Source organism: Aromatoleum aromaticum EbN1 (assembly GCF_000025965.1).
GTDB lineage: Bacteria > Pseudomonadota > Gammaproteobacteria > Burkholderiales > Rhodocyclaceae > Aromatoleum > Aromatoleum aromaticum.
The window spans coordinates 2,673,067-2,691,794 of the sequence record NC_006513.1; the positions used below are offsets into that span (position 1 = coordinate 2,673,067).

The 18,728-nt window shown below is 66.2% G+C and carries 22 protein-coding genes, 1 tRNA gene and 2 pseudogenes; 8 read left to right on the top strand and 17 right to left on the bottom strand.

The window, feature by feature from the left end:
- Positions 1–130 precede the first annotated feature (130 nt).
- Positions 131–1,237 carry a 23S rRNA (cytidine(2498)-2'-O)-methyltransferase RlmM gene (rlmM, locus tag EBN1_RS12710; RefSeq protein ID WP_011238364.1) on the bottom strand — a complete coding sequence of 369 codons (1,107 nt, stop codon included), beginning with the start codon at positions 1,235–1,237 and terminating at the stop codon, positions 131–133.
- A gap of 265 nt (positions 1,238–1,502) precedes the next feature.
- Between rlmM and EBN1_RS12715 the strand changes: the two genes are divergently transcribed.
- The 4 genes from EBN1_RS12715 (at position 1,503) to EBN1_RS12730 (ending at position 4,699) form a co-directional block, all read left to right on the top strand.
- Complete coding sequence (locus tag EBN1_RS12715) at positions 1,503–2,768, top strand: extracellular solute-binding protein (protein ID WP_011238365.1); 1,266 nt, start codon at positions 1,503–1,505, stop codon at positions 2,766–2,768.
- A 17-nt stretch (positions 2,769–2,785) separates the two neighbouring features.
- On the top strand, positions 2,786–3,586 hold the full coding sequence (gene ugpQ / locus EBN1_RS12720; RefSeq protein WP_011238366.1) for a glycerophosphodiester phosphodiesterase: 801 nt from the start codon (positions 2,786–2,788) through the stop codon (positions 3,584–3,586).
- A 53-nt stretch (positions 3,587–3,639) separates the two neighbouring features.
- Positions 3,640–4,608 carry an octaprenyl diphosphate synthase gene (ispB, locus tag EBN1_RS12725; protein WP_011238367.1) on the top strand — a complete coding sequence of 323 codons (969 nt, stop codon included), beginning with the start codon at positions 3,640–3,642 and terminating at the stop codon, positions 4,606–4,608.
- A 14-nt stretch (positions 4,609–4,622) separates the two neighbouring features.
- Positions 4,623–4,699: transfer RNA gene (locus EBN1_RS12730), tRNA-Pro, on the top strand.
- 136 nt (positions 4,700–4,835) lie between these two features.
- On the opposite strand, the gene EBN1_RS12735 is transcribed toward EBN1_RS12730, so the two are convergent.
- From EBN1_RS12735 to EBN1_RS12750, 4 genes are read right to left on the bottom strand one after another with little or no spacing between them, the layout of a single operon-like run.
- Positions 4,836–5,294 carry a periplasmic heavy metal sensor gene (locus tag EBN1_RS12735; protein ID WP_041646329.1) on the bottom strand — a complete coding sequence of 153 codons (459 nt, stop codon included), beginning with the start codon at positions 5,292–5,294 and terminating at the stop codon, positions 4,836–4,838.
- On the bottom strand, positions 5,291–5,746 hold the full coding sequence (locus tag EBN1_RS12740; protein ID WP_049780272.1) for an anti-sigma factor family protein: 456 nt from the start codon (positions 5,744–5,746) through the stop codon (positions 5,291–5,293). The genes EBN1_RS12735 and EBN1_RS12740 overlap by 4 nt, the downstream gene beginning before the upstream one ends.
- The gene (locus tag EBN1_RS12745) at positions 5,739–6,308 is read right to left on the bottom strand and encodes an RNA polymerase sigma factor (protein ID WP_011238369.1); all 570 of its coding nucleotides are present in this window, start codon (positions 6,306–6,308) and stop codon (positions 5,739–5,741) included. Before EBN1_RS12745 ends, EBN1_RS12740 begins: the two co-directional genes overlap by 8 nt.
- A 21-nt stretch (positions 6,309–6,329) precedes the next feature.
- Positions 6,330–6,821 (bottom strand): hypothetical protein, encoded by a 492-nt coding sequence (locus EBN1_RS12750; protein WP_041646331.1) that lies wholly within the window; start codon positions 6,819–6,821, stop codon positions 6,330–6,332.
- A 675-nt stretch (positions 6,822–7,496) separates the two neighbouring features.
- On the opposite strand from EBN1_RS12750, the gene EBN1_RS12755 reads away from it, so the two are divergent.
- Positions 7,497–8,105: a PRC-barrel domain-containing protein gene (locus tag EBN1_RS12755; RefSeq protein ID WP_011238372.1), complete on the top strand. Its 609-nt coding sequence runs from the start codon at positions 7,497–7,499 to the stop codon at positions 8,103–8,105.
- A 10-nt stretch (positions 8,106–8,115) separates the two neighbouring features.
- Here the strand turns inward: EBN1_RS12755 and EBN1_RS12760 are convergent, their stop codons facing one another.
- The 5 genes and pseudogenes from EBN1_RS12760 to EBN1_RS12780 all read right to left on the bottom strand — a co-directional run bounded on the left by EBN1_RS12760 (position 8,116) and on the right by EBN1_RS12780 (position 11,391).
- Positions 8,116–8,628 (bottom strand): retropepsin-like aspartic protease family protein, encoded by a 513-nt coding sequence (locus EBN1_RS12760; protein WP_011238373.1) that lies wholly within the window; start codon positions 8,626–8,628, stop codon positions 8,116–8,118.
- Between the two features lie 232 nt (positions 8,629–8,860).
- Complete coding sequence (locus tag EBN1_RS12765; protein ID WP_049780273.1) at positions 8,861–9,205, bottom strand: flagella synthesis protein FlgN; 345 nt, start codon at positions 9,203–9,205, stop codon at positions 8,861–8,863.
- A gap of 130 nt (positions 9,206–9,335) precedes the next feature.
- Positions 9,336–9,788: pseudogene (locus EBN1_RS12770) on the bottom strand (flagellin N-terminal helical domain-containing protein); the annotation flags it as partial.
- 338 nt (positions 9,789–10,126) lie between these two features.
- Positions 10,127–11,053, bottom strand: a complete 927-nt coding sequence (locus tag EBN1_RS12775) for a ZIP family metal transporter (protein ID WP_241762727.1) — start codon at positions 11,051–11,053, stop codon at positions 10,127–10,129.
- Positions 11,050–11,391, bottom strand: a complete 342-nt coding sequence (locus tag EBN1_RS12780) for a ferritin family protein (RefSeq protein ID WP_011238376.1) — start codon at positions 11,389–11,391, stop codon at positions 11,050–11,052. Before EBN1_RS12780 ends, EBN1_RS12775 begins: the two co-directional genes overlap by 4 nt.
- Before the next feature lie 85 nt (positions 11,392–11,476).
- Between EBN1_RS12780 and EBN1_RS12785 the strand changes: the two are divergent.
- From EBN1_RS12785 to EBN1_RS12795, 3 genes and pseudogenes are all read left to right on the top strand, one after another.
- Positions 11,477–12,079: pseudogene (locus EBN1_RS12785) on the top strand (transposase); the annotation flags it as partial.
- Positions 12,080–12,224: 145 nt separating this feature from the next.
- Positions 12,225–13,271, top strand: coding sequence for an FAD-dependent oxidoreductase (locus tag EBN1_RS12790; RefSeq protein ID WP_049780274.1), 1,047 nt, complete (start codon positions 12,225–12,227; stop codon positions 13,269–13,271).
- A gap of 28 nt (positions 13,272–13,299) precedes the next feature.
- A complete protein-coding gene (locus EBN1_RS12795; protein ID WP_011238379.1) occupies positions 13,300–13,458 on the top strand; it encodes a PPC domain-containing DNA-binding protein in 159 nt (52 codons plus the stop codon).
- Between the two features lie 53 nt (positions 13,459–13,511).
- Here the strand turns inward: EBN1_RS12795 and EBN1_RS12800 are convergent, their stop codons facing one another.
- The 7 genes from EBN1_RS12800 to EBN1_RS12830 form a co-directional block, all read right to left on the bottom strand.
- Positions 13,512–14,345, bottom strand: a complete 834-nt coding sequence (locus EBN1_RS12800) for a c-type cytochrome (RefSeq protein WP_011238380.1) — start codon at positions 14,343–14,345, stop codon at positions 13,512–13,514.
- A gap of 1 nt (position 14,346) precedes the next feature.
- Positions 14,347–14,706 carry a c-type cytochrome gene (locus tag EBN1_RS12805; RefSeq protein WP_011238381.1) on the bottom strand — a complete coding sequence of 120 codons (360 nt, stop codon included), beginning with the start codon at positions 14,704–14,706 and terminating at the stop codon, positions 14,347–14,349.
- Positions 14,697–14,996, bottom strand: coding sequence for a hypothetical protein (locus EBN1_RS12810; RefSeq protein WP_011238382.1), 300 nt, complete (start codon positions 14,994–14,996; stop codon positions 14,697–14,699). Before EBN1_RS12810 ends, EBN1_RS12805 begins: the two co-directional genes overlap by 10 nt.
- Positions 14,993–15,754 (bottom strand): cytochrome c oxidase subunit 3, encoded by a 762-nt coding sequence (locus EBN1_RS12815; RefSeq protein ID WP_197531814.1) that lies wholly within the window; start codon positions 15,752–15,754, stop codon positions 14,993–14,995. Before EBN1_RS12815 ends, EBN1_RS12810 begins: the two co-directional genes overlap by 4 nt.
- Positions 15,755–15,871: 117 nt before the next feature.
- Complete coding sequence (locus tag EBN1_RS12820; protein WP_197531815.1) at positions 15,872–17,509, bottom strand: cytochrome c oxidase subunit I; 1,638 nt, start codon at positions 17,507–17,509, stop codon at positions 15,872–15,874.
- Entirely contained in the window at positions 17,506–17,757 is a 252-nt protein-coding gene (locus EBN1_RS12825; protein ID WP_041646335.1) for a hypothetical protein, read from the bottom strand. The genes EBN1_RS12820 and EBN1_RS12825 overlap by 4 nt, the downstream gene beginning before the upstream one ends.
- On the bottom strand, positions 17,758–18,690 hold the full coding sequence (locus tag EBN1_RS12830) for a cytochrome c oxidase subunit II (RefSeq protein WP_011238385.1): 933 nt from the start codon (positions 18,688–18,690) through the stop codon (positions 17,758–17,760). It lies immediately after the preceding gene.
- Positions 18,691–18,728 lie beyond the last annotated feature (38 nt).

Below are 18,728 nucleotides of genomic sequence, written 5' to 3' on the forward strand. Positions count from 1 at the left end.
GGGAGGGCTCGTGCCATCCGGCAGGCCGGGTGCTTTAAACCGGCCATTATACATACCCATACAACTCGACGGCTTCCGACGGCGCATGTGATTTCCTGCCAGCAGACCGGGCCGGAGAGAGGCAGGCGGATCAGACGGCTGCGGCGCGCAACGCGAGGTAGCCTGTGATCTCTTCGCGATCGTGGTACAGGTGCTTGAAGCGCAGCTCGAACGGGCCTGCCTGGGCGAGGCGCTTGGTGATCAGCGCGCGGCACTGTTCGACGGCCTCGAGGCGTTTTTTCATCGGCAGCTTGAGGTTGAAGATCGTCCTGCGGCAGCGGCCGGTCGCGATCCAGTCGGCGACCAGCGCCGCGATCCGTGTCGGCTGCTCGACCATGTCGCAGACCATCCACTCGACCGGCCGCTGCGGGCGCCACGTGAAACCGTCGGCGCGTACGTGTTCGACCATCTCGGTCGCCATCACCGAAGGCGCCATCGGGCCGTTGTCGACCGCCGTCACCCGCAGGCCGCGATGCGCGAGCTGCCACGTCCAGCCACCGGGCGCGGCGCCGAGATCGACGGCGCGCAGCCCGGCCCGCAGGCTCGCGTTGCGCTCGGTTTCGCTCAGCAGCGTGAAGATCGCTTCGGCGAGCTTGAGCGTCGAACGGCTGGCGGCCTCGCGCAGCATGCGCAGACGCGGAATCCCCATCGGCCACAGCGCGGCCTGTCCGGGGAGGGCGGCGCACAGCCACGCCGTGGAGGTGTCGGGGAAGAGGATGTGCAGTTCGGGAAGACCTTTCGCGCCTTCGCGAAATGCGCCGATCCTTTCGAGTTCATGCTGCAGCGGCACCGTGAAGCGGCGGCAGAAGCCGGATTGCTGCTTGGCCTCGTCGGTGTCGGGAGTTTCCAGCATCAGCTGGGCGAAGCGCTGGCCGGCATTGCGCGTCGCCGTGGCGATCGGCGTCGCCCGGTCGCGTTCGGGCAGGTCGTCGACCCGGGCGAACCACGGCAGCAGCTGGCGTGCGAAAATCAGCGTGCGCCAGTCGCAGCGTTCAGCAAGGTCCGCAAATGCAACCGGCTCGTGAGTTTCGAAAGTCACGAACGCGCTGCCCGGACGGGTGCGGACGAAGCCCGTCAGCCCGATCCCGGCGGCGAAATCGTCCAGTTCGGCGGCGACTTCCTTTTCGAACCCGGCGCGGCACAGTGCGAGCAGGCCGGAGGCGGTCAGGCCGAGGCGATTCGGTGGAGTGGCAGGCATGGGGGTCCGTTGTGCGGCAAGCGTGTTGTTTCGGGTCGCCGCGGATGATAAGGCAAGTCGGCTCCCGGGCGAGGGCAAGTTTCCTTTTCCCCCAGGCAGTTTCAGATGTGGTGGGCCTGCAGCGGACTCCGGGCGACCTCGCGGAACTCTATACTGTGAAGGCTCGAAGTGCAGGTGTCACGTGAAGGATTGGAAAATGAGAGTGCTGACCGGAATCGCAACGAAATGGGCCGCGCTGCTGCTGTGCGGAGGAGGTTTGCTGGGGATGGGGATGGGGATGGGGGTGGGTGTCGCCCATGCGGCCAAGGCGGTTGTGCGTCCGCCGGCTGCGGTGGCGAGCGAGCCGAAGGAAATCCAGCTCGTCCACCAGCTCGGCCCGCAGCGGGAAGAGGCGTTGAAGCAGCTCGTCGAGCGTTTCAACGAGCGCAGCAAGGACTATCGGCTCAGTGTCAGGACGGGCACCTGGAGCGATGACGGCTCCCCTCACCTGATGATCCTGCCGGACGAGGACATGGAACGCTTTCTCGCCGGTAAGCCGCGCTACAAGGCGCTGTCGGCAGTCATGCGCGAAGGCGGGGTGCCGCTGCCGGCACTCAAGCCGCCGGCGATCATGGCGCGCGCGTTGGTCGATGCGAAGGGCCGGCTGCTGGCGTTGCCGGTCGGCTTGTCGACGCCCGTGCTGTACATCAATCGCGGCGAATTCCGCCGTGTCGGCCTGGATCCCGATGCGCCGCTGAAAACCTGGTTCGAACTGCAACAGGCACTCGGGCGACTGTTCGATTCGGGTTCGACGTGTCCCTACACGGTCTCGCAGCCCGGTCGGGTGATGATCGAGAACACCAGCGCCTGGCACAACGAGCCGGTGTCGGCGCGCCAGGGCAAGAGCGAGCGCCCGTCGTTCAACGGCATGCTCCAGGTCAAGCACGTGGCAATGATGGCGAGCTGGCACCGTGCCCGCTACCTGCGCATTTTCGGTGCCGAGAGCGAGGCCGAGCAGCGGTTCGCGAGCGGGGAATGCGCGGTGGTCGCCGCGCCGTCGGCGAGCTGGACCGATTTCCGCCGGACAGCGGAGTTCGAAGTCGGCATCGCGCCTTTGCCGTACCACGAGGATTTCCCCGGTGCTCCGCAGAACACCCTCGCTGACGGTGCCGCAATGTGGGTCGCCGCCGGCAAGCGACCCGCCGAATACAAGGCGATCGCGCGCTTCGTCGGCTTCTGGCTGCAGCCCGAGAACCAGGTCGTGTGGCAGCGTGAATCGGGCTATCTGCCGCTGAACCGCGCCGGCGTGTTCGCCGCTCAGAGCGAGGTGCTGGGGCCGGAACTGGAGAACATCAAGGTCGCCGTCTCCCAGCTGAACAACAAGCCGGCCACGGTCGAGTCGAGTGCGTCGCCGATTGCCGGTCATGCACGCATGCTCGACATCCTCGACGAAGAACTCAGCGCAGTGTGGGCGGATCGCAAACCGGCGAAGGAGGCGCTCGACAACGCAACGACGCGGGTTCAGGCTGCAGTTGCGCCGGTCGTGCGCTGATGGGTTTGACGACAGCGATGACGCCTCCGCGCTCCTGGCCTCTCGCCCGGGTGCTGGCCCACCGCTGCGGCGGCCTGCTCGCGCCCGAAAATACGCTGGCGGGTCTCGCGGCGGCGGCCGAAGCCGGATGCGGCGGCGTGGAATTCGACGTGATGCTCAGCGGCAGCGGCTCGCCGGTGCTGATCCACGACGAAACCCTGGAGCGCACGACCGACGGCCACGGACACGTCGCCCTGACCCGGGATGAAAACCTCCGCGCGCTCGACGCGGGAACATGGTTCGATGCGCGTTTCGCCGGCGAACGGGTGCCGACGCTCGAGGAGGCCGCTGCGCGATGCATTTCGCTCGGGCTGTCCGTAAATCTCGAGATCAAGCCGGCGGCGGGGCAGGACGAAGAGACTGCCCGCGTCGTCGCTTGCCGTGCGGACCACCTATGGGCCGGCGCTGCGGTTGCGCCGCTGCTGTCATCGTTTTCCGAGCTCGCGCTGGAAGTTGCCGCGCAGCTTGCCCCGCATCTTCCTCGCGGGCTGCTCGTCGACCGGGTGCCGCCGGACTGGCTGCAGCGCTGCCGCCGGGTCGGTGCGGCAGCCTTGCATGCGGACGCCCGATACCTCGATCGGCCAACTGTGATCGAGGCTCGTGAGGCAGGCCTGTGGGTGGCGACCTACACGGTGAACGACCCCGCCCGTGCGCAAACCTTGTTCGACTGGGGCGTCGATTGCGTCATCACCGATTGGCCCGGTGTCGTACGCCCAGCTGTGACGCAACACAGGAGCAGCGCACGATATCCTGCGGGGTCCGGCGCGCAGTCGTGTTGACGCCACGCCGGCCACCCCCATAACATCCGCCTTTTTCCCGCGAGTGCCCCGCCTTGTCGACTCAGCAGCTCTACGCGCCGATTGCCACCGACATGCAGGCGGTCGACGCGGTCATTCGTGAACGCCTTCACTCGGACGTCGTCCTCATCCGGCAGGTCGCGGAATACATCATCCATAGCGGAGGCAAGCGACTGCGGCCCGCACTGGTGCTTTTTTCCGCGGGCGCGATGGGTTACCGGGGTCAGTCGCATCACCAGCTCGCGGCGGTCGTCGAGTTCATCCATACCGCCACGCTCCTGCACGACGACGTCGTCGATGAGTCCGAGCTTCGTCGCGGCAACAAGACTGCCAACGCCCTGTTCGGCAACGCCGCGTCGGTGCTGGTCGGCGATTTCCTGTACACGCGTGCGTTCCAGATGATGGTCGGCGTGGGCGACATGCGCGTGATGCAGGTGCTCGCCGACGCGACGAACATCATCGCCGAGGGCGAGGTCCTGCAACTGCTCAATTGTCACAACGCGGATGTCGACATCGAGGATTATCTGCGCGTGATCCGCTACAAGACCGCGAAGCTCTTCGAGGCGGCGACACGCCTCGGCGCCATCCTCGGGGGCGCGAACGAAGAACAGGAACGAAAAGTGGCAGCGTTCGGCATGCATCTGGGCACCGCATTCCAGATCATTGACGACGTGCTCGACTATTCTTCCGACGAAGCGGCCACAGGCAAGCATCTCGGCGACGACCTGGCCGAAGGCAAGCCCACGCTGCCGCTGATCCACGCGATGAAACATGGTACTGCGGAGCAGTCCGCGCGGGTACGCAACGCCATCGAAAGTGGCGGCCGCGACGATTTCGAGGCAGTCCTGGCCGCAATCCGCGAAACCGGCGCGCTGGAGGAGGCGCGCCGTTGGGCGCGTGCCGAGGGGCAGTTCGCGATCGACGCTCTCGAGGTACTTCCCCCTTCCATTTTCAAAGATGCACTGCTACAATTATCGGACTTTGCAGTTGTCAGGAATTACTGATCGCTAAAGAACGTCGGGGAATAGCTCAGCCTGGTAGAGCACTGCGTTCGGGACGCAGGGGCCGGAGGTTCGAATCCTCTTTCCCCGACCAACAATTCCCGCAAAAAAGCCACTCGAAAGAGTGGCTTTTTTGTTTCTGCATGAAGACTCTTTCCCGTGAAGACCGCATCGGGAACGATCTCTCGGGGAGCCACGCCCGCCCTCGTCAGTGCTGTAAATCCTTCCCCTTACCGCCCGTGCAGATCTTCCAGCAGTGACGGCTTGTCCGGCTGCGCGAGCAGCAGTTGCGCGAGACGGACGCGCTGCGCTTCGTCGAGGATCTCGCGTTCGGCAAGCAGCTGCTCGATCATCAGCCGCTGCTGCTCGTGCTGCAGGGTGGCGATGGCGAGGCGCTCGGCTTCGATCGCGTTGCGATCCACGTTTCCGGCGAAAATTGTACGGATCATTTCGGCACGATGAGCTTCGATGCGCGCCGCGGCGTCGCTGAACTGGCGCAGGAAAGGCTGCTCGGCCGCGTGCCAGCGTTCGAGCTGGCGCGCGTCGAGGCCGAGGTGGACGGGCAGGGACGGGGTTGCCCCGGCGTTTGTCGAAGCCGGGCGCAGGACGTGGACGCCCGCCGCGGCCACGACGCCAAGGTTGACCAGGACCGAACACATCAAGGCGAAACGCAGCGTGGAAGGTTTCATCTGAAGCCATTTTCGGAAAGGTCCGATTTCAGGACGGGAAAAAGATTGCCGGGCGGAATCGGATCGAACACCGCCATCGTCAGCATTGCCGGGCCCTCGGGCATGTCGCCGGCAGCGGACCGCAGCAGCGTGCTCCCGAGGTGGAGACCCAGCGTCAGGGCTGCGGCGCCGCCCAGCGGAAACAGGAGCCAGCGCAGCCCGGGTCGTCGTGCGGTTCGGGACGGGCGGGATGGGGCCCGGATGCGGGCTTCGATCACGGCGCCGAGATCGAAGCCGAGCCGCTCCTGCGGCAGCACCTGGAGCCGACTGCGCAGCATTTCCAGTTCGCGCAACATTTCCTCGCAAGCTGCGCAATGGTCGATATGTGCGCGCAGAGCCCGGAGCCGGCGCGGCGGGAGCTGGCCATCGGACAACGCCGACAGCGCGAGCGTTCTCGGACACTGCTCAGCCACGATCCTCTCCTGTCTTGCACCCGAGCCGTTCCAGCAGGGCCGCGCGTGCCCGCGCGAGGCGCGACTTCACCGTGCCGGGGCGGATGCCGAGCGTCTGCGCGATATCGCTGTAGGTGAGGTCCTCGACTTCGCGCAGCAGCAGGATTTCCCGGTGCTCGGTCGGGATTCGTTGCAGTGCCCGGGCAAGCTGTGCGTCGTGCTGGCGCGCGGCGTAGCAGGCTTCCGGACCCATCGCGGCGTCGGCGATGTCCAGTTCGTCGTCGAGCGGCGCGAACTGGACAGCCTGCCGGCGGCGCAGCATGTCGATGCTGAGGTTGCGGGCGATCTGCAGCAGCCATGTGGAAAAACGCGCCTCCGGACGCCACTCGGGCAGCGCCTGCCACGCTTTCATGAACACTTCCTGGGTCAGGTCCATGGCTTCGTCGCGCGTTCCGGTAAGACGCAGGATGAAGCTGAACACGCGATCCTGATGGCGTCGCACGATCTCGCCGAACGCACGCGTATCGCCGGCGCGCGCAAGGACGATGAAGGCGTTGTCCCGCTCCGCGTCCGCATCCTCCATGCCTCTGTCCGGCGTTGCAGCTCAGTGCCCGGTAGCCACCGGCATCCACGCCGGGTGGTCGAAGTAGGTACCGTAGTTGTCGAGTGCCCCAATCAGATGCACGACGCCCTTGCTGCGGTCGTCCACGGCCTTCTTGCCCGTGACCACTTCGACTCCGTCGGCAAGCTCGGCGATGATGCCGTGCAACACCGTATCCGCTTCGGGCGCAAGCTTGCAGTTCTGCACGATGTAGGCGATCTCCTTTTCGACCGTATGGCCCAGGGACCGGTACTGGTCGTCGGTGAATGTGCCGCCGTGAACGGCGGGGAGGCTGTGTTCGACGGCAGTGCGGATTTTCAGCATGCCCTGTTGCAGGGCGGCGTCAGTATGCCATTTGCTGCCGGCATTGAGCTTGAGGACGGCTGTGCCGCTGTCGTGATCATGGCTGCCGGCCCCAATGGCTGGGGTGATTCCGGCCAGCGTCGCGGTGAGCAGACAGGTTGCAAGCAAGGTCGTGACAGTGCGTGTTTTCATTTTCCGTATTCCATTCGAGTTGGTTGAAGAGCCAGCCGGCCGGCCGCAGCTACGGCAGTTTCCTGCTGTCCTGTTCAATGAAACGAATGGGGACGGAGAATGTTCCATCAAAATGGCGTCGGTGACGTTGTCGATCTTCTGGATCTGTCGTGTCACGACGACAGCCATCACTCCAGGCACAATTCAAGTTGTTGAAAAATAATGAAAAAACAGGATGGAACGGGTGTCATGCGGTTCGCGGCATGAGCGTAAGCGGCTGAAAATACTGAGCGTGAGTTGTCGCCCATCAACGACGGCAGGCATGGAATCGTCTTCGTCGAAAGATTGCGAAAGCGCGGAGCGGCTCACTGAAGAATGCAAGAATGCTTCTTATTCATAAGGTTGTGCGCGTTACGCCGGATCTTTCAGGGCAGTCTCCGCACTGTTCCCGTTGCGTCCCGGAAAAGGCCCAGCAGCTTTGCCCGACGGCCTTCGTCCGCACGGAAAAGCCCGTAGCTGAAGTCGCTAAAAACGAAATAAAATCAAATGGATGGATGAGTTATGGAATACTGTTGAACGTGTTTGCTCTCATGGCGCACTTCTTGCATAAGATGCTGGCGGTCGGACATTCCGACGCCCCGCCGCACTTCGCGGAGGGGAAACTGCTCAACCAGAGCCGCAAGGCAGGAGGACGAGATGAAGATCAGCTATCGCAAGTCGTTGCTCGCCGGCGCAGTTGCCGTATTGGTCGCGACCCCGGCATGGGCCGGCACCGAGGCCTCGAAGACGAATGACAACATGCCGCGGGCCGAGGGCACCCAGAGCACGAATCCCCGGATGGACACTTCGCGGGCGAATCCCGGCAGCGTGGTCTACACCATGACGCCTCGCGAACTACGCGGGAAAGACGTGATTGGCCCCGGAGGCGATGAAATCGGTTCGGTGAAGGCGGTCGTGCATAGCCGCCAGGAGAAGAATATCCAGGCCGTGATTTCGGCTGGCGGTTTCCTCGGGATCGGCGACAAGGAAATCACTCTTCCCCTCGACCAGTTGCAGTTTGTCGATGGCAAGCTTCGCGTCAGCGCGAGCGAGGAGGAGTTGAAGGCGAGGCCCGAGTATCAACCCGAGCAGTTCGTGGAGCTGGAGCCTGCCGATCAGCCGATCACCGAGTTCTCGGCGTTCGAACTGGAGGAGTCGAGCCGTGACGCTGCGCCGCGCTCGCAAGACCAGTCGCCTCGCTTGCAGGACTCCGAGCGGGGAGACTGGACGCCGGGCAGCGATACGAACAGGGAGCCGCTTCCCTGAAAGTGATGTCTCAGCGCTCGAAGGCTGCGAGGTCGGCAGCCTTCGTCCGGGCGGCAGTGGTCGTTCCGCAATTGCTCAGGACGAGGCGCGGCGGGTCGAACGAGAAGATGAACGGGGCCGCCCGCTGCAGGGCATTGAGCCCGAGGATGGCCCGGGTCTTCCCGGGGAACACCGCCGCCTCGACGTTGTTGAGCCAGCATCCGTCGCCGATGCTCACGGCCTTGATCGCATAGACCGGCACGTCCAGCTCGCTGCCGTTCGCAAGCCGGCCGCGCAGTTGCCTGATGTATTGTGCCTGGCCTGCCCCCTGAAGCGTGGCCAGCATTTCCTCGTTGATGGTCATGTAGCCGGAACCGGTATCGACCATCAGGTCGACAGTTCCCAGCCCGCCAATCTTTCCCTGCACGTAGAAAGTCGTCGCGCTGTTCGCGCGCATGGCCACAGTGGTGTCGAATTCCCCGGCACCGGCAAGGGAAGAGGTGCCCGCCCAAAGTGTGAGTAGCAGGCACAGGAACTTCTGCATCGGATCGTCCTCGTCAAATCGCGTCGCGTGGTGAGCGTCCAGCGGATCGGACGCAGGACGAAAGGCAATAATGAAAGCAACAGATTGCAAGAAAGTCAAACATTCCGCGTGTAACAGTGTCGAGCAATCCCTGCTCGCCTCGGACTACCGTGCCAATGGTATCCCAAGAGGGGTGAGCAGAATCGCTGAAAGCAAGAGGCGTGGAGCCCGTGCGGCGGGGTGGCCGGCGGAGTCAGGCGCTACCGAGATGGCGTCCGCTGCTGTGCGGGCGCGTCAGGCCTGTGGCGTTGTAGAGCTGGGGTTGGCCGGCCGCCGTCAGCAGGACCGAGAGCGCCGACTGGTTGTGCTGCATCCGTTCGACGATCAGCTTGCCGTTGATTTCGTTGCAGCGCTGCGCGCTGCGTGCGAGTTCGCGGATCTCGCCCCAGCAGCTCAGGGTATGGGGCAGCGGCCGGCGTCGACGCAGACTGCCGGTCAGCAGGAAGCCGATCAGCCGCCCGGTCGCGCTGAGCCTCGGGCGGGTGGCGGCGTCCGCGCAAGTATGGACGGTCGTGGCGCTCGCGAGCTGCGCAAACACCGCTTTCGGCGTGTTCTGCGTTGCGACCAGTTCGAGCGTGTCGCCGGATTTCGCCGCATGGTTCAGCGCCAGCGTGTAGTGCTTGCCAGCGACGATCGCCCGGAACGTTCCGTCCGGCAGGGCGCGTTCCTGCGCCGACCTGGAAGTCCTGGTTCTCGAAGCTGCTGTCGATAAGCTTCGTGCCGTTGAACGACGTGTGGTTCGCGGCGCGGTCGATTTGGCTCTTGAGCTGCGCGACTTCCTTCTGCAGCGCTTCGCGATCTTCCGCCGAGTTCGTTCCGTTACGCGACTGAACCGCAAGTTCCCTAATTCGCTGCAGCTTATTACCAATCTCACCAAGCGCGCCTTCGGCAGTCTGGGCAAGGGAAATGCCGTCGTTCGCATTACGCGCCGCCTGGTTGAGGCCGCGCACCTGAGCCGTCATCCGCTCCGAAATCGCCAACCCCGCCGCATCATCCTTCGCGCTGTTGATCCGAAGCCCGGACGACAGGCGTTGCAGCGAAGTTGCCAGCGAACCTTGCGAAGCGGTCAGGTTGCGTTGCGCGTTCAGCGACGCAAAGTCGGTGTTGATCATCTGGGCCATGATGAGACTCCTGAGAGAGGGCTTCGGCTATCCCGCCGTCGTGCCCTGATTGCATTCCGGTCGGGGCGGTTTGTGTGCCGTTGAAGCCATTACTCAGAAGGCGGAAAGTAAGACGGCGCGAAAACTGGATCACCGAACGCTTGAAGAAATCCGCAAGATGGGAAAACGCTTGCCGGAGGGGTTGTCCTTCGATGGCCCGGAATGTCGTGCTGCTCGCGAGCAGGTCGCGAACGACGTGCTCTCGCTGTCAATTCCCGACGAACAAATCGTCGAGCGTCCGTGCATCGAGCACGCGTTCGGCGTCGCCCACCACCCACCTGGCGCAGATTCTTACTTTCTCACCCCAATGACGTATCAAGCACCATCATCAGCACAAAACCCAGCATGAGCCCCGTAGTGGCGAAAGCTTCGTGGCCCTGGCGGTGCGATTCGGGGATGATCTCGTGGCTTATCACGAACAGCATCGCGCCGGCGGCAGCGGCGAGGCCCCAGGGCAGCAAGTCGGCCGACACTCCGACAACCGCTGCGCCGAGCACGGCGAAAAGCGGCTCGACGAGGCCCGAGGCGATGCCGAGCATCGCGGAGAACGTGCGCGTGCAGCCCACCCTGCGCAGCGCAAGCGCGACGACGAGGCCTTCCGGCACGTCCTGGATCGAAATGCCGGTCGCGAGGGCTTGGGCAGCCAGCGCATCGGGTCCGGCAAAGGCGACGCCGATTGCCAGGCCTTCGGGGAGGTTGTGCAGTGAAATGGCCAGCACGAACAGCCACACACGCCGGATCGCATGGACGCGAGGCCCTTCGACGCCTTTGAGGAAATGTTCGTGAGGTGTCAGGCGGTCGATCACGAGCAGGACCAGGCCGCCGAGCAGGACGGCCGAGCCCACCATCAGCCCGGCGTCCCAGGCGCCGGCGCCTAGCGCGCGCGCCGCGTGCAGCGCCGGGATCACGAGCGAAAATGTGCACGCGGCGAGCATGACGCCTGCGCCGAACCCGAGCATTGCGTCATTGGCGCGCTGGGAAAACTGCTGCGACAGCATGACCGGGAGCGTGCCGAGCGCCGTCGCGCCGGCCGCCATCAGTCCCCCCATCAAGGCGGCCGCAATGCGGGGGTCGCTCGCGGCGAGCTGGGCGTGCATGTCGGCGATGAGCAGGTACGCGCCGCCCAGCGCGATCAGCAGCCCGATGCCGTGCCGCAGCGTCATCCGAAGCGGCACTCCGCCTTTCGCAACGTCCAGCACTGCGGGCTGCGGACCGGGGGTGTTCACGGCTTGGACTTCGATCCGCGCCCGGGTGCCCCGGACGAACCGGTCTTGGGAGCAGGGGACGAAGTCTTCGCCGCATCGCCGCCCGCGCCTGACGCCGAGTCCATGCCGAGTTCGGCGCGGGTGCAGGGATCGCTCTGCGGGTCGGAACGGGTCCGGATTGCCAGCTGATCGATCGCCGACTTTTCGCTTTTCATCAGCCCGACTTCGGCCATCCCCGAGCCGCCGTCCACCGCCGGTTGTGCCTCGCGGTAGTCGAATCCGGGCTCGCTGTTCCACGGGCCTCGCTCGCCGGCTTCGCCATCCGACATGTTGTAGTAAACGCTGGCGAACTCCTTCATGCCGGGCAGCTTGCCGGGCGGAAACGCTTCATCCCCGCTACGCAGGCCTCCTATTTGCCACCGCAATTGAAACGCTTCGATGACGGCGCGCGCCTCGATGACCGATGCCGACGCGACGGTGATGAAGATGGGCGACGGCGGCTTCCGGCCCGCCTACAACCCGCAACTGGCCTCGGATGCCGATAGCCTGGTGATCGTCGGCGTCGAGGTGGCCACGGTCGGCAGCGACCAGGGGCAGATGGTGCCGATGATCGAGCAGGTCACGGAGCGCTGCGGCCAGGCGCCCGAAGCATGGCTGGTCGACGGGGGGTTCGTCGGCCACGCGCAGATCGAGCAGGCCGCCGAGCACACCGTTGTGTATGGTCCGGTACCCGCGCCCAAGGACAAGGCAGTCGATGCGCACCAGGCCAAGGCTGGCGACAGCGCCGCAGTAGCGGCGTGGCGGCAGCGCATGGGCACGGACGAAGCGAAGACCATCTACAAGCGGCGCGCAGCCACCGCCGAATGCGTCAATGCGCAGGCCCGCAACCGCGGCCTGCAGCAGTTTCGGGTGCGCGGGCTCGGCAAGGTCAAATGCGTGATGCTGATGTTTGCCCTGGCGCACAACCTGATGCGCATGGTCAGCCTCACGCCGGAATTGCTCGGGATAGGGACAGGTGCGTCTGCAATCCCCGGAATCGGGGCTTGAAGGCGTAAAACAGACGGAAATTCCTCGAATGAACGGATTGTAGCGACACAAGCGATGAAAACAACATATTTCGCCCCTTGCGGAGGCGCCATCCCCGCTCACGCGATCAACCGGTCGCGCGAACGAAAGATTCACAAGCTCTGAGTTGATCCGCGCGCATGCGCGCTTCAAGGGCAAGGACGGCGACCACTTCAGGCTCGAGGTCGGCGCACGGGAGGTTCTCGCCCGCGAAGTCGTGCTCGACACCGGGACGCGCAGCGCCGTGCCGCCGATCGAGAACTTGCACGAGCAGGACTTCATCAACAGCGAGAACTGGCTCGACCGCCCGCAGCTGCCGGACCGCCTGGTCGTCGTCGGGGGCGGCTACATCGGGCTCGAAATGGGACAGTTCTACCGCCGCCTGGGCAGTGAGGTCACGATCGTGCAGCACGGCGCGCAGATTGCCGGGCACGAGGACCGTGACGTCGCTGACGCCCTGCAGCAGCTCCTCGAGGACGAGCGCATCGGTTTTCGCATCGGCGCGAAAGCGACGCGCGTGCGAAAGCTCGCCGCAGGCCTTGCGCTGACGCTCGATACTGACGCCGGCTGCGAGGAGCTCGAGGCCTCGGATCTGTTCGTCGCCGTCGGTCGCCAGCCGAACACCGATGAGCAGGGACTCGAGACGATCGGCCTCGCACCCGATGACGAGGGGATCATCGACGTCGACTCGCGGCTGCGCACCGAGGTGGCGGGCGTGTGGGCAGTCGGCGACATCCGCGGCGGCGCGATGTTCACCCACACTTCGTGGGACGACTACCGCATTGTCGCCTCGCAGGTGCTGGGCGACGGTTCGCGCACGCTCGATCGCGTCGTGCCGTATGCGATCTTCACCGAGCCGCAGCTCGGCCGGGTCGGCATGACCGAGGACGAGGCGCGGCGCGCGGGGCGCAACATCCGGGTAGGGCGCTTCGACATGGCGGGCAACGGCAAGGCGCGGGAACTGGGCGAGACGCGCGGCTTCATCAAAGTCGTCGTCGATGCTGACAGCTGCAAGCTGCTCGGCACTGCAGTGCTCGCTGAAGACGCGGCCGAGCTGGTGCAGCTGTACGTGATCTTGATGAACGTGGATGCGCCTTACACCGTCATCGAGAACGCGGTGCTGATCCACCCGACGCTCGCCGAAGCCGCGCAAAGCGTGTTCTTGACGCTGTAGCGCCGCGTCGGCTGCTGCGGAACGCCGCTTGCTGGTCGGCCGGCGTGACGGCAGCACCTGCGGCGGTCACCTGCTGTCGGCCGAGGTGCGTCCGACGCTCGAGATCGTGCTCACCGACGCGCCGACCTACCTCAAACGCGTATTCGACGCGGCCAGCGGGCTGGCGCTGATCGGCCCCGGCGAGTGAGTGAGTATCCGCCCGCGCCGACTCGCAATTGCACGGCCCGCGGGGCCGGGGCGCTATTTCAGCGTCGCGAGGTAGGCGGCGATGTCGTGTGCGTCGCGCTCGTCGACACCGAGATCCGGCATCGCGCTGTCCGGCGTGACCTCCTGCGGCGAGCGCAGCCAGCGCACCATGTGCGCCGGCTCGTTGCGCAGTGCACCGGCGATGAACGCGCGCGTGCCGATGCCATCGAGCGGTGGACCGACCGGCGCGTCCGGGCCGACGACGCCGGGAATCCGGTGGCAGGTGGCACAGGCGTACTGCTGGATGATCCGCCGGCCGCGCTCGGCATCGGGCCGCTGTGGTGCCGGCTCACCGCGGTGGTCCTGGGTGTGGTCGTGGGGCGGGAGATCGGCGACCAGCCTGCGGTAGTCCGGCGGCGAGAGCTCGGGCAGCCTCTTGACGAACGCGGTCACCGCCCACAGTTCGCTTTCGGTCAGGCGCTGCTCCCAGGCCGGCATGCCGGTCATCTTGAGGCCGTGCCGGACCACCCAGTAGATCTCCTCGGGCGGCCATGCCCGGCCGGTGTGTGCGAGGTTGGCCGCGGCGGGCGTGAGGCCGAGCGCGAAAGGCTCGGGAGCGACACCCGGCGCACCGTGACACTGCGCGCAGTGGTCCCGGTAGAGCGGCGCGCCGTGTTCCAGGGCGCCGATCGTGTCGAGCGACGGGACCGTGACCGATGCGGCGCGCAGCTTGATCGAGCGGCGCATCGCGATGTCGAGCAGCTGGTAAGTCGGCGCGAGGTGCTGGTCGGTCGCGGAAATGTCGTAAAAGCCGCCGTAGACCACGGCCGCGCCGGCGAGCCCGGCCGCAGTCGCCAGCGCGACGACGGTGAGGAGAATCTTTTTCACTTCACTTCAGCTCCTGGAGATAAGCGACCATGTCGCGAGCCTGGCTTTCGGTGACCTGCAGGTCGGGCATCGCGGTGTCGAAGCCGAAGGACTGCGGATCGCGGATCCAGCGCACCATGTTGGCCGGCGAATTCGGCAGTACGCCGGCCAGATACACTCGGCGGCCGACACCGTCCAGCGGCGGGCCGACGTTGCCGGTCGCGCCCGCGACGCCGGGGATGCGGTGGCAGCCGATGCAGCCGAACTGGCGCAGCAGCAGTCGCCCGTTTTCCGCATCGCCGCCGAGCGCGGGGGGTGGCGCTTCGCTGCAGCCGGCGAGCAGCGCCAGCCAGGCGAGCGCGAGGAGGGCGGTCACACGCATGGCGGCACCATCAGAACCGGCAGCGTTTCCCACAGAATCGCCAGCAGCGCCAGCACCGTAAGCCCGGCAGTGAGCCACGGCTCGAAGCCTGCGCCCCGGCCGAGTTCGCGAGCAATGATCGCGACGCAGGCGCCGCTCGCGACGACAGTCGCGATGCCGATCACCCACGGCACGGCTTGCGGCGCCCCGCGCGCGCAGGCTAGCGCGGTCAGGCCGTAGATCACGGAAAAATGCAGCGCCCAGACGATGACCCCGGCGGACAGGCGCAGGCTGGTCGCAACGAAGTTCATCCCGCGAACCTCGGAAAGCCGTGCACCAGCACGACGCCGACGAGGCTCTGGCCGACGGTGTAGTGCCAGAAGAGGCGCATGTTGTCGAAAGTCACGCGGCGCACCGGGCCGACCTTGCCGGTCGCAGCGCGGGCCAGCGCGAACAGTGCCATCACGAGCACGACCAGCGTGAAGAAGCCGGCGATCGATGCGAGCAGATAAACGGCGGCGCCGTAGCTCGACGCGCTCGGCGACAGCTCGCCCTGCGCGAAAAACTCCAGCCCGACCGCCGCGACCAGCAGGACCAGGCCGGCCGCGACCGCGAGCGCCATCGCTCGGCGCCGGCCGGCGCCGAGCTGTCGGTTCGCGAGCCTCAGCGCGAGGCTGCTGGCGACGAGTAGGGCCGCTTCGGCGAGCGGATAGCCGATGCCGGCGACCTGCGCGGGTTCGGGCCAGACTTCGGGCGACACGGTCCACAGGTAGAGATACGAAAACACCGCACAGCCGTAGAGCGAGCCCGACACCAGAATCAGCACGCCGATCGCCCACCACGCCTGCGAGCGCGGGCCGCTCATGTAGCTGGGCAACACGATGCCGCCGCCGATGTCGACCGGTTCGTCGAGCGGTTCGGGGTCGAGGCTCCAGCCCCAGTGCAGCAGCGCGCCGACCGCGACAACGCCCGACATCAGGGCCGGCACGACGAGCTTGACCGTCAGCAGCAGGAAGAAGCCGGCGGTGAACCACGCTGCGACGACCGGCGCCCAGCCGGGCATCGGCATGCGCAGCACGAACTCGGGCCGCGCGTCGAGCGGACCCGTGACGATCGTCTCGCGCCCGCCGGTCGGCGCGCCCGGCAGGTAGTAGTGACCCGCTTCGACGTCGCGCGCCAGGTCCGGCTAGTCCCACAGCGGCTCGCGGCTGGTGACGACGGGAATGCTGCGGTTCGAGTAATTGCCGTTCGGCAGCCATTCGAGCGTGCCGGCCTGCCAGACGTTGCCTGCGTTGTCCTCAGCGGACATGCGAAAGCGCCGCGCGACGTCGATGATGAAGATCAGCACGCCGGCGGCGATCATGAACGCGCCGACCGTCGAGACGAAGTTCAGGCTCTCCCAGCCGTAGCCGGCCGCGTAGGTGTAGACGCGGCGTGGCATGCCGGCGAGCCCGGTGAAATGCATCGGGAAGAACGTGATGTTGAAGCCGACGAACATCAGCCCGAACACCCAGCGCCCGAGCCGCTCGGACAGCGCCTGCCGGCTGGTGTAGGGCATCCAGTAGTAGAACGCGGCGAACAGCGGAAACACCATGCCGCCGACGAGCACGTAATGCAGGTGGGCGACGATGAAGTAGCTGTCGTGGGCCTGCCAGTCGAACGGGATCACCGCGACCATCACGCCGGTGAGCCCGCCGAGCACGAAGATGAACAGGAAGCCGAGGATGAACAGCGTCGGCGTCGCGATCCGCACCCGCCCCGTCGCGCGACCGCGCGCGAAAGTCGCGATCCACGCGAAGACCTGCATGCCCGACGGGATCGCGACCGCGGTGCTCGCGGCCTGGAAGAACGACAGCGACAGCTGCGGGATGCCGGTCGTGAACATGTGATGCACCCACAGCCCGAAGCTCAGGAACGCGGTGCCGACGAGCGCCAGGACGACGAAGCGGTAGCCGACGAGCGGCGTGCGCGCCATCGTCGGCACGATCATCGACACCATGCCCGCGGCGGGCAGGAAAATGATGTACACCTCGGGGTGGCCGAAGAACCAGAACAGGTGCTGCCACAGCAGCGGGTCGCCGCCGAGATGCGCGGCGAAGAACGGCCAGTGGAAGGCGCGCTCGAGTTCGAGCAGCGCGGTCGCGAGGATCACTGCCGGAAACGCGAAGACGATCATCAGCGCGAACACCAGCATCGCCCACGCGAACACCGGCATGCGCCCGAGCGTCATTCCCGGCGAGCGGGTGCGCAATATGCCGACGATGATTTCGATCGCGCCGGCGATCGCCGAGATTTCGATGAAGCCGATGCCGAGCAGCCAGAAGTCGGCGTTGTAGCCCGGCGAGTAAGTCTCGGTGGTCAGCGGCGGGTTCATGAACCAGCCGCCGTCAGGCGCCCAGCCGACGAAAATGCTCGCAAAGAACACCAGCCCGCCGACCAGGTAGGCCCAGAACGCATACGCCGACAGGCGCGGAAACGGCAGATCGCGCGCGCCGAGCATGTTCGGCAGCAGCAGGATGCCCATCGCCTCGACCGCCGGCACCGCGAACAGGAACATCATGACGGTGCCGTGCATCGTGAACAGCTGGTTGTACAGTGCCGGGCCGATGAAGTCGTTCTCGGCCACCGCCAGCTGCGTGCGCATCATCAGCGCGACGATGCCCGCGAGCACGAAGAACAGGAAAGCGGCGCCGACGTAGAACACGCCGATGTAGTTGTTGTTGATGACCGTGACCGCGCGCAGCCCCTGCGGCCGCCGCCACAGCCGGCGCAGTTCGTCGACTTCACCCTCGGGGCGAACGCCCGGGTTCGGCAGCGCGCTCATCGCAGCGTGTAGAGCACCGTGAGCCCCGCCGCGTAAGTCGCGAGGGCGAGCAGCGAGTCGCCGCCCATGCGCAGGATCATGACGTGGCGCCGCTCGAGCAGGCCGGCGATGAACAGCGCGGTCACGGCGATCGCGAGGATCGCGGCGAAAGTCGCCAAGTGCGCCACCCGCGTGCCGGCCACCCACACAACGACCCCGGCGGCCAGGAACACGGCGACGTTGATCCCCAGCGGCAGGTCCTTGAACATTTATTCGAGCGTCTCCAGCCAATGCGCGAGCGCGCGCAGTTCGTCGCTGTCGAAACGGAACTCGGGCATCAGGTTGTCCGGTTTCAGGTGCTGGTTGCCGGCGATCCAGCCGGCGACGGTCGCCCGGTTGTTCGGCAGGATGCCGGCGCCGAGCGACAGCCGGCTCGCGAAATGGGTCAGGTCGGGCCCGAGCTCGCCTTCGGCCCGGATGCCGCGCACCGTATGGCAGGTCGTGCAGTGCGACAGGAACAGCCGCCGGCCGCTCGCCGCTTCGCGGTCGGCCGCGTCCTCGGCCGCGATGGCGGCCGGCCGGCGCTGCGCGGCGCGCCACGCCTCGAAGCGCTCCGGCGCCTCGGCGACGACGAACAGCGCCATCTGCGCGTGCGGGCCGCCGCAGTACTCGGCGCACTGGCCGCGCAGCACTGCGGGCTCGGTGGCGGCCAGACGCAGCCGGTTGTCCTTGCCCGGGATCAGGTCGAGCTTGCCGGCAAGCGACGGCACCCAGAAGCTGTGCAGCACGTCGGCCGAGCGCAGCCGTAGTTCGACCGTCCGGCCGACCGGCAGGTGGATTTCGTTCGCGGTCGCAAAATCCACTTCACCGCGCGCATCGAGATAATTCACCCGCCACCACCACTGATGCCCGACCACTTCGATCGTCACGTCGGCCGGCGCGGCGGCCGATAGCCGCGGTGCAGCGAGCAGCGTGTAGACCAGCAAAGCTGCGAGCGTGATCACCGGGAAAACGATGCCGGCGCCGACGATCAGCCCCTTGCCCGCAAGCCAGCGCGGGGGGGCGAAAAAGGCCAGCGCGGTCAGCGTCAGGACCAGCGCGAATATCAGCGCACCGCCGACGATCAGCACTCCCGTGATCTCGAGGATTCCGGCCGCTTCCAGTCCGCGCGGGGCGAGAGCCGACTGGATGTTGTCGAGCATGGGGGCGCCGCCGATCAGGGCTCGCGCAGAGCCGGTGG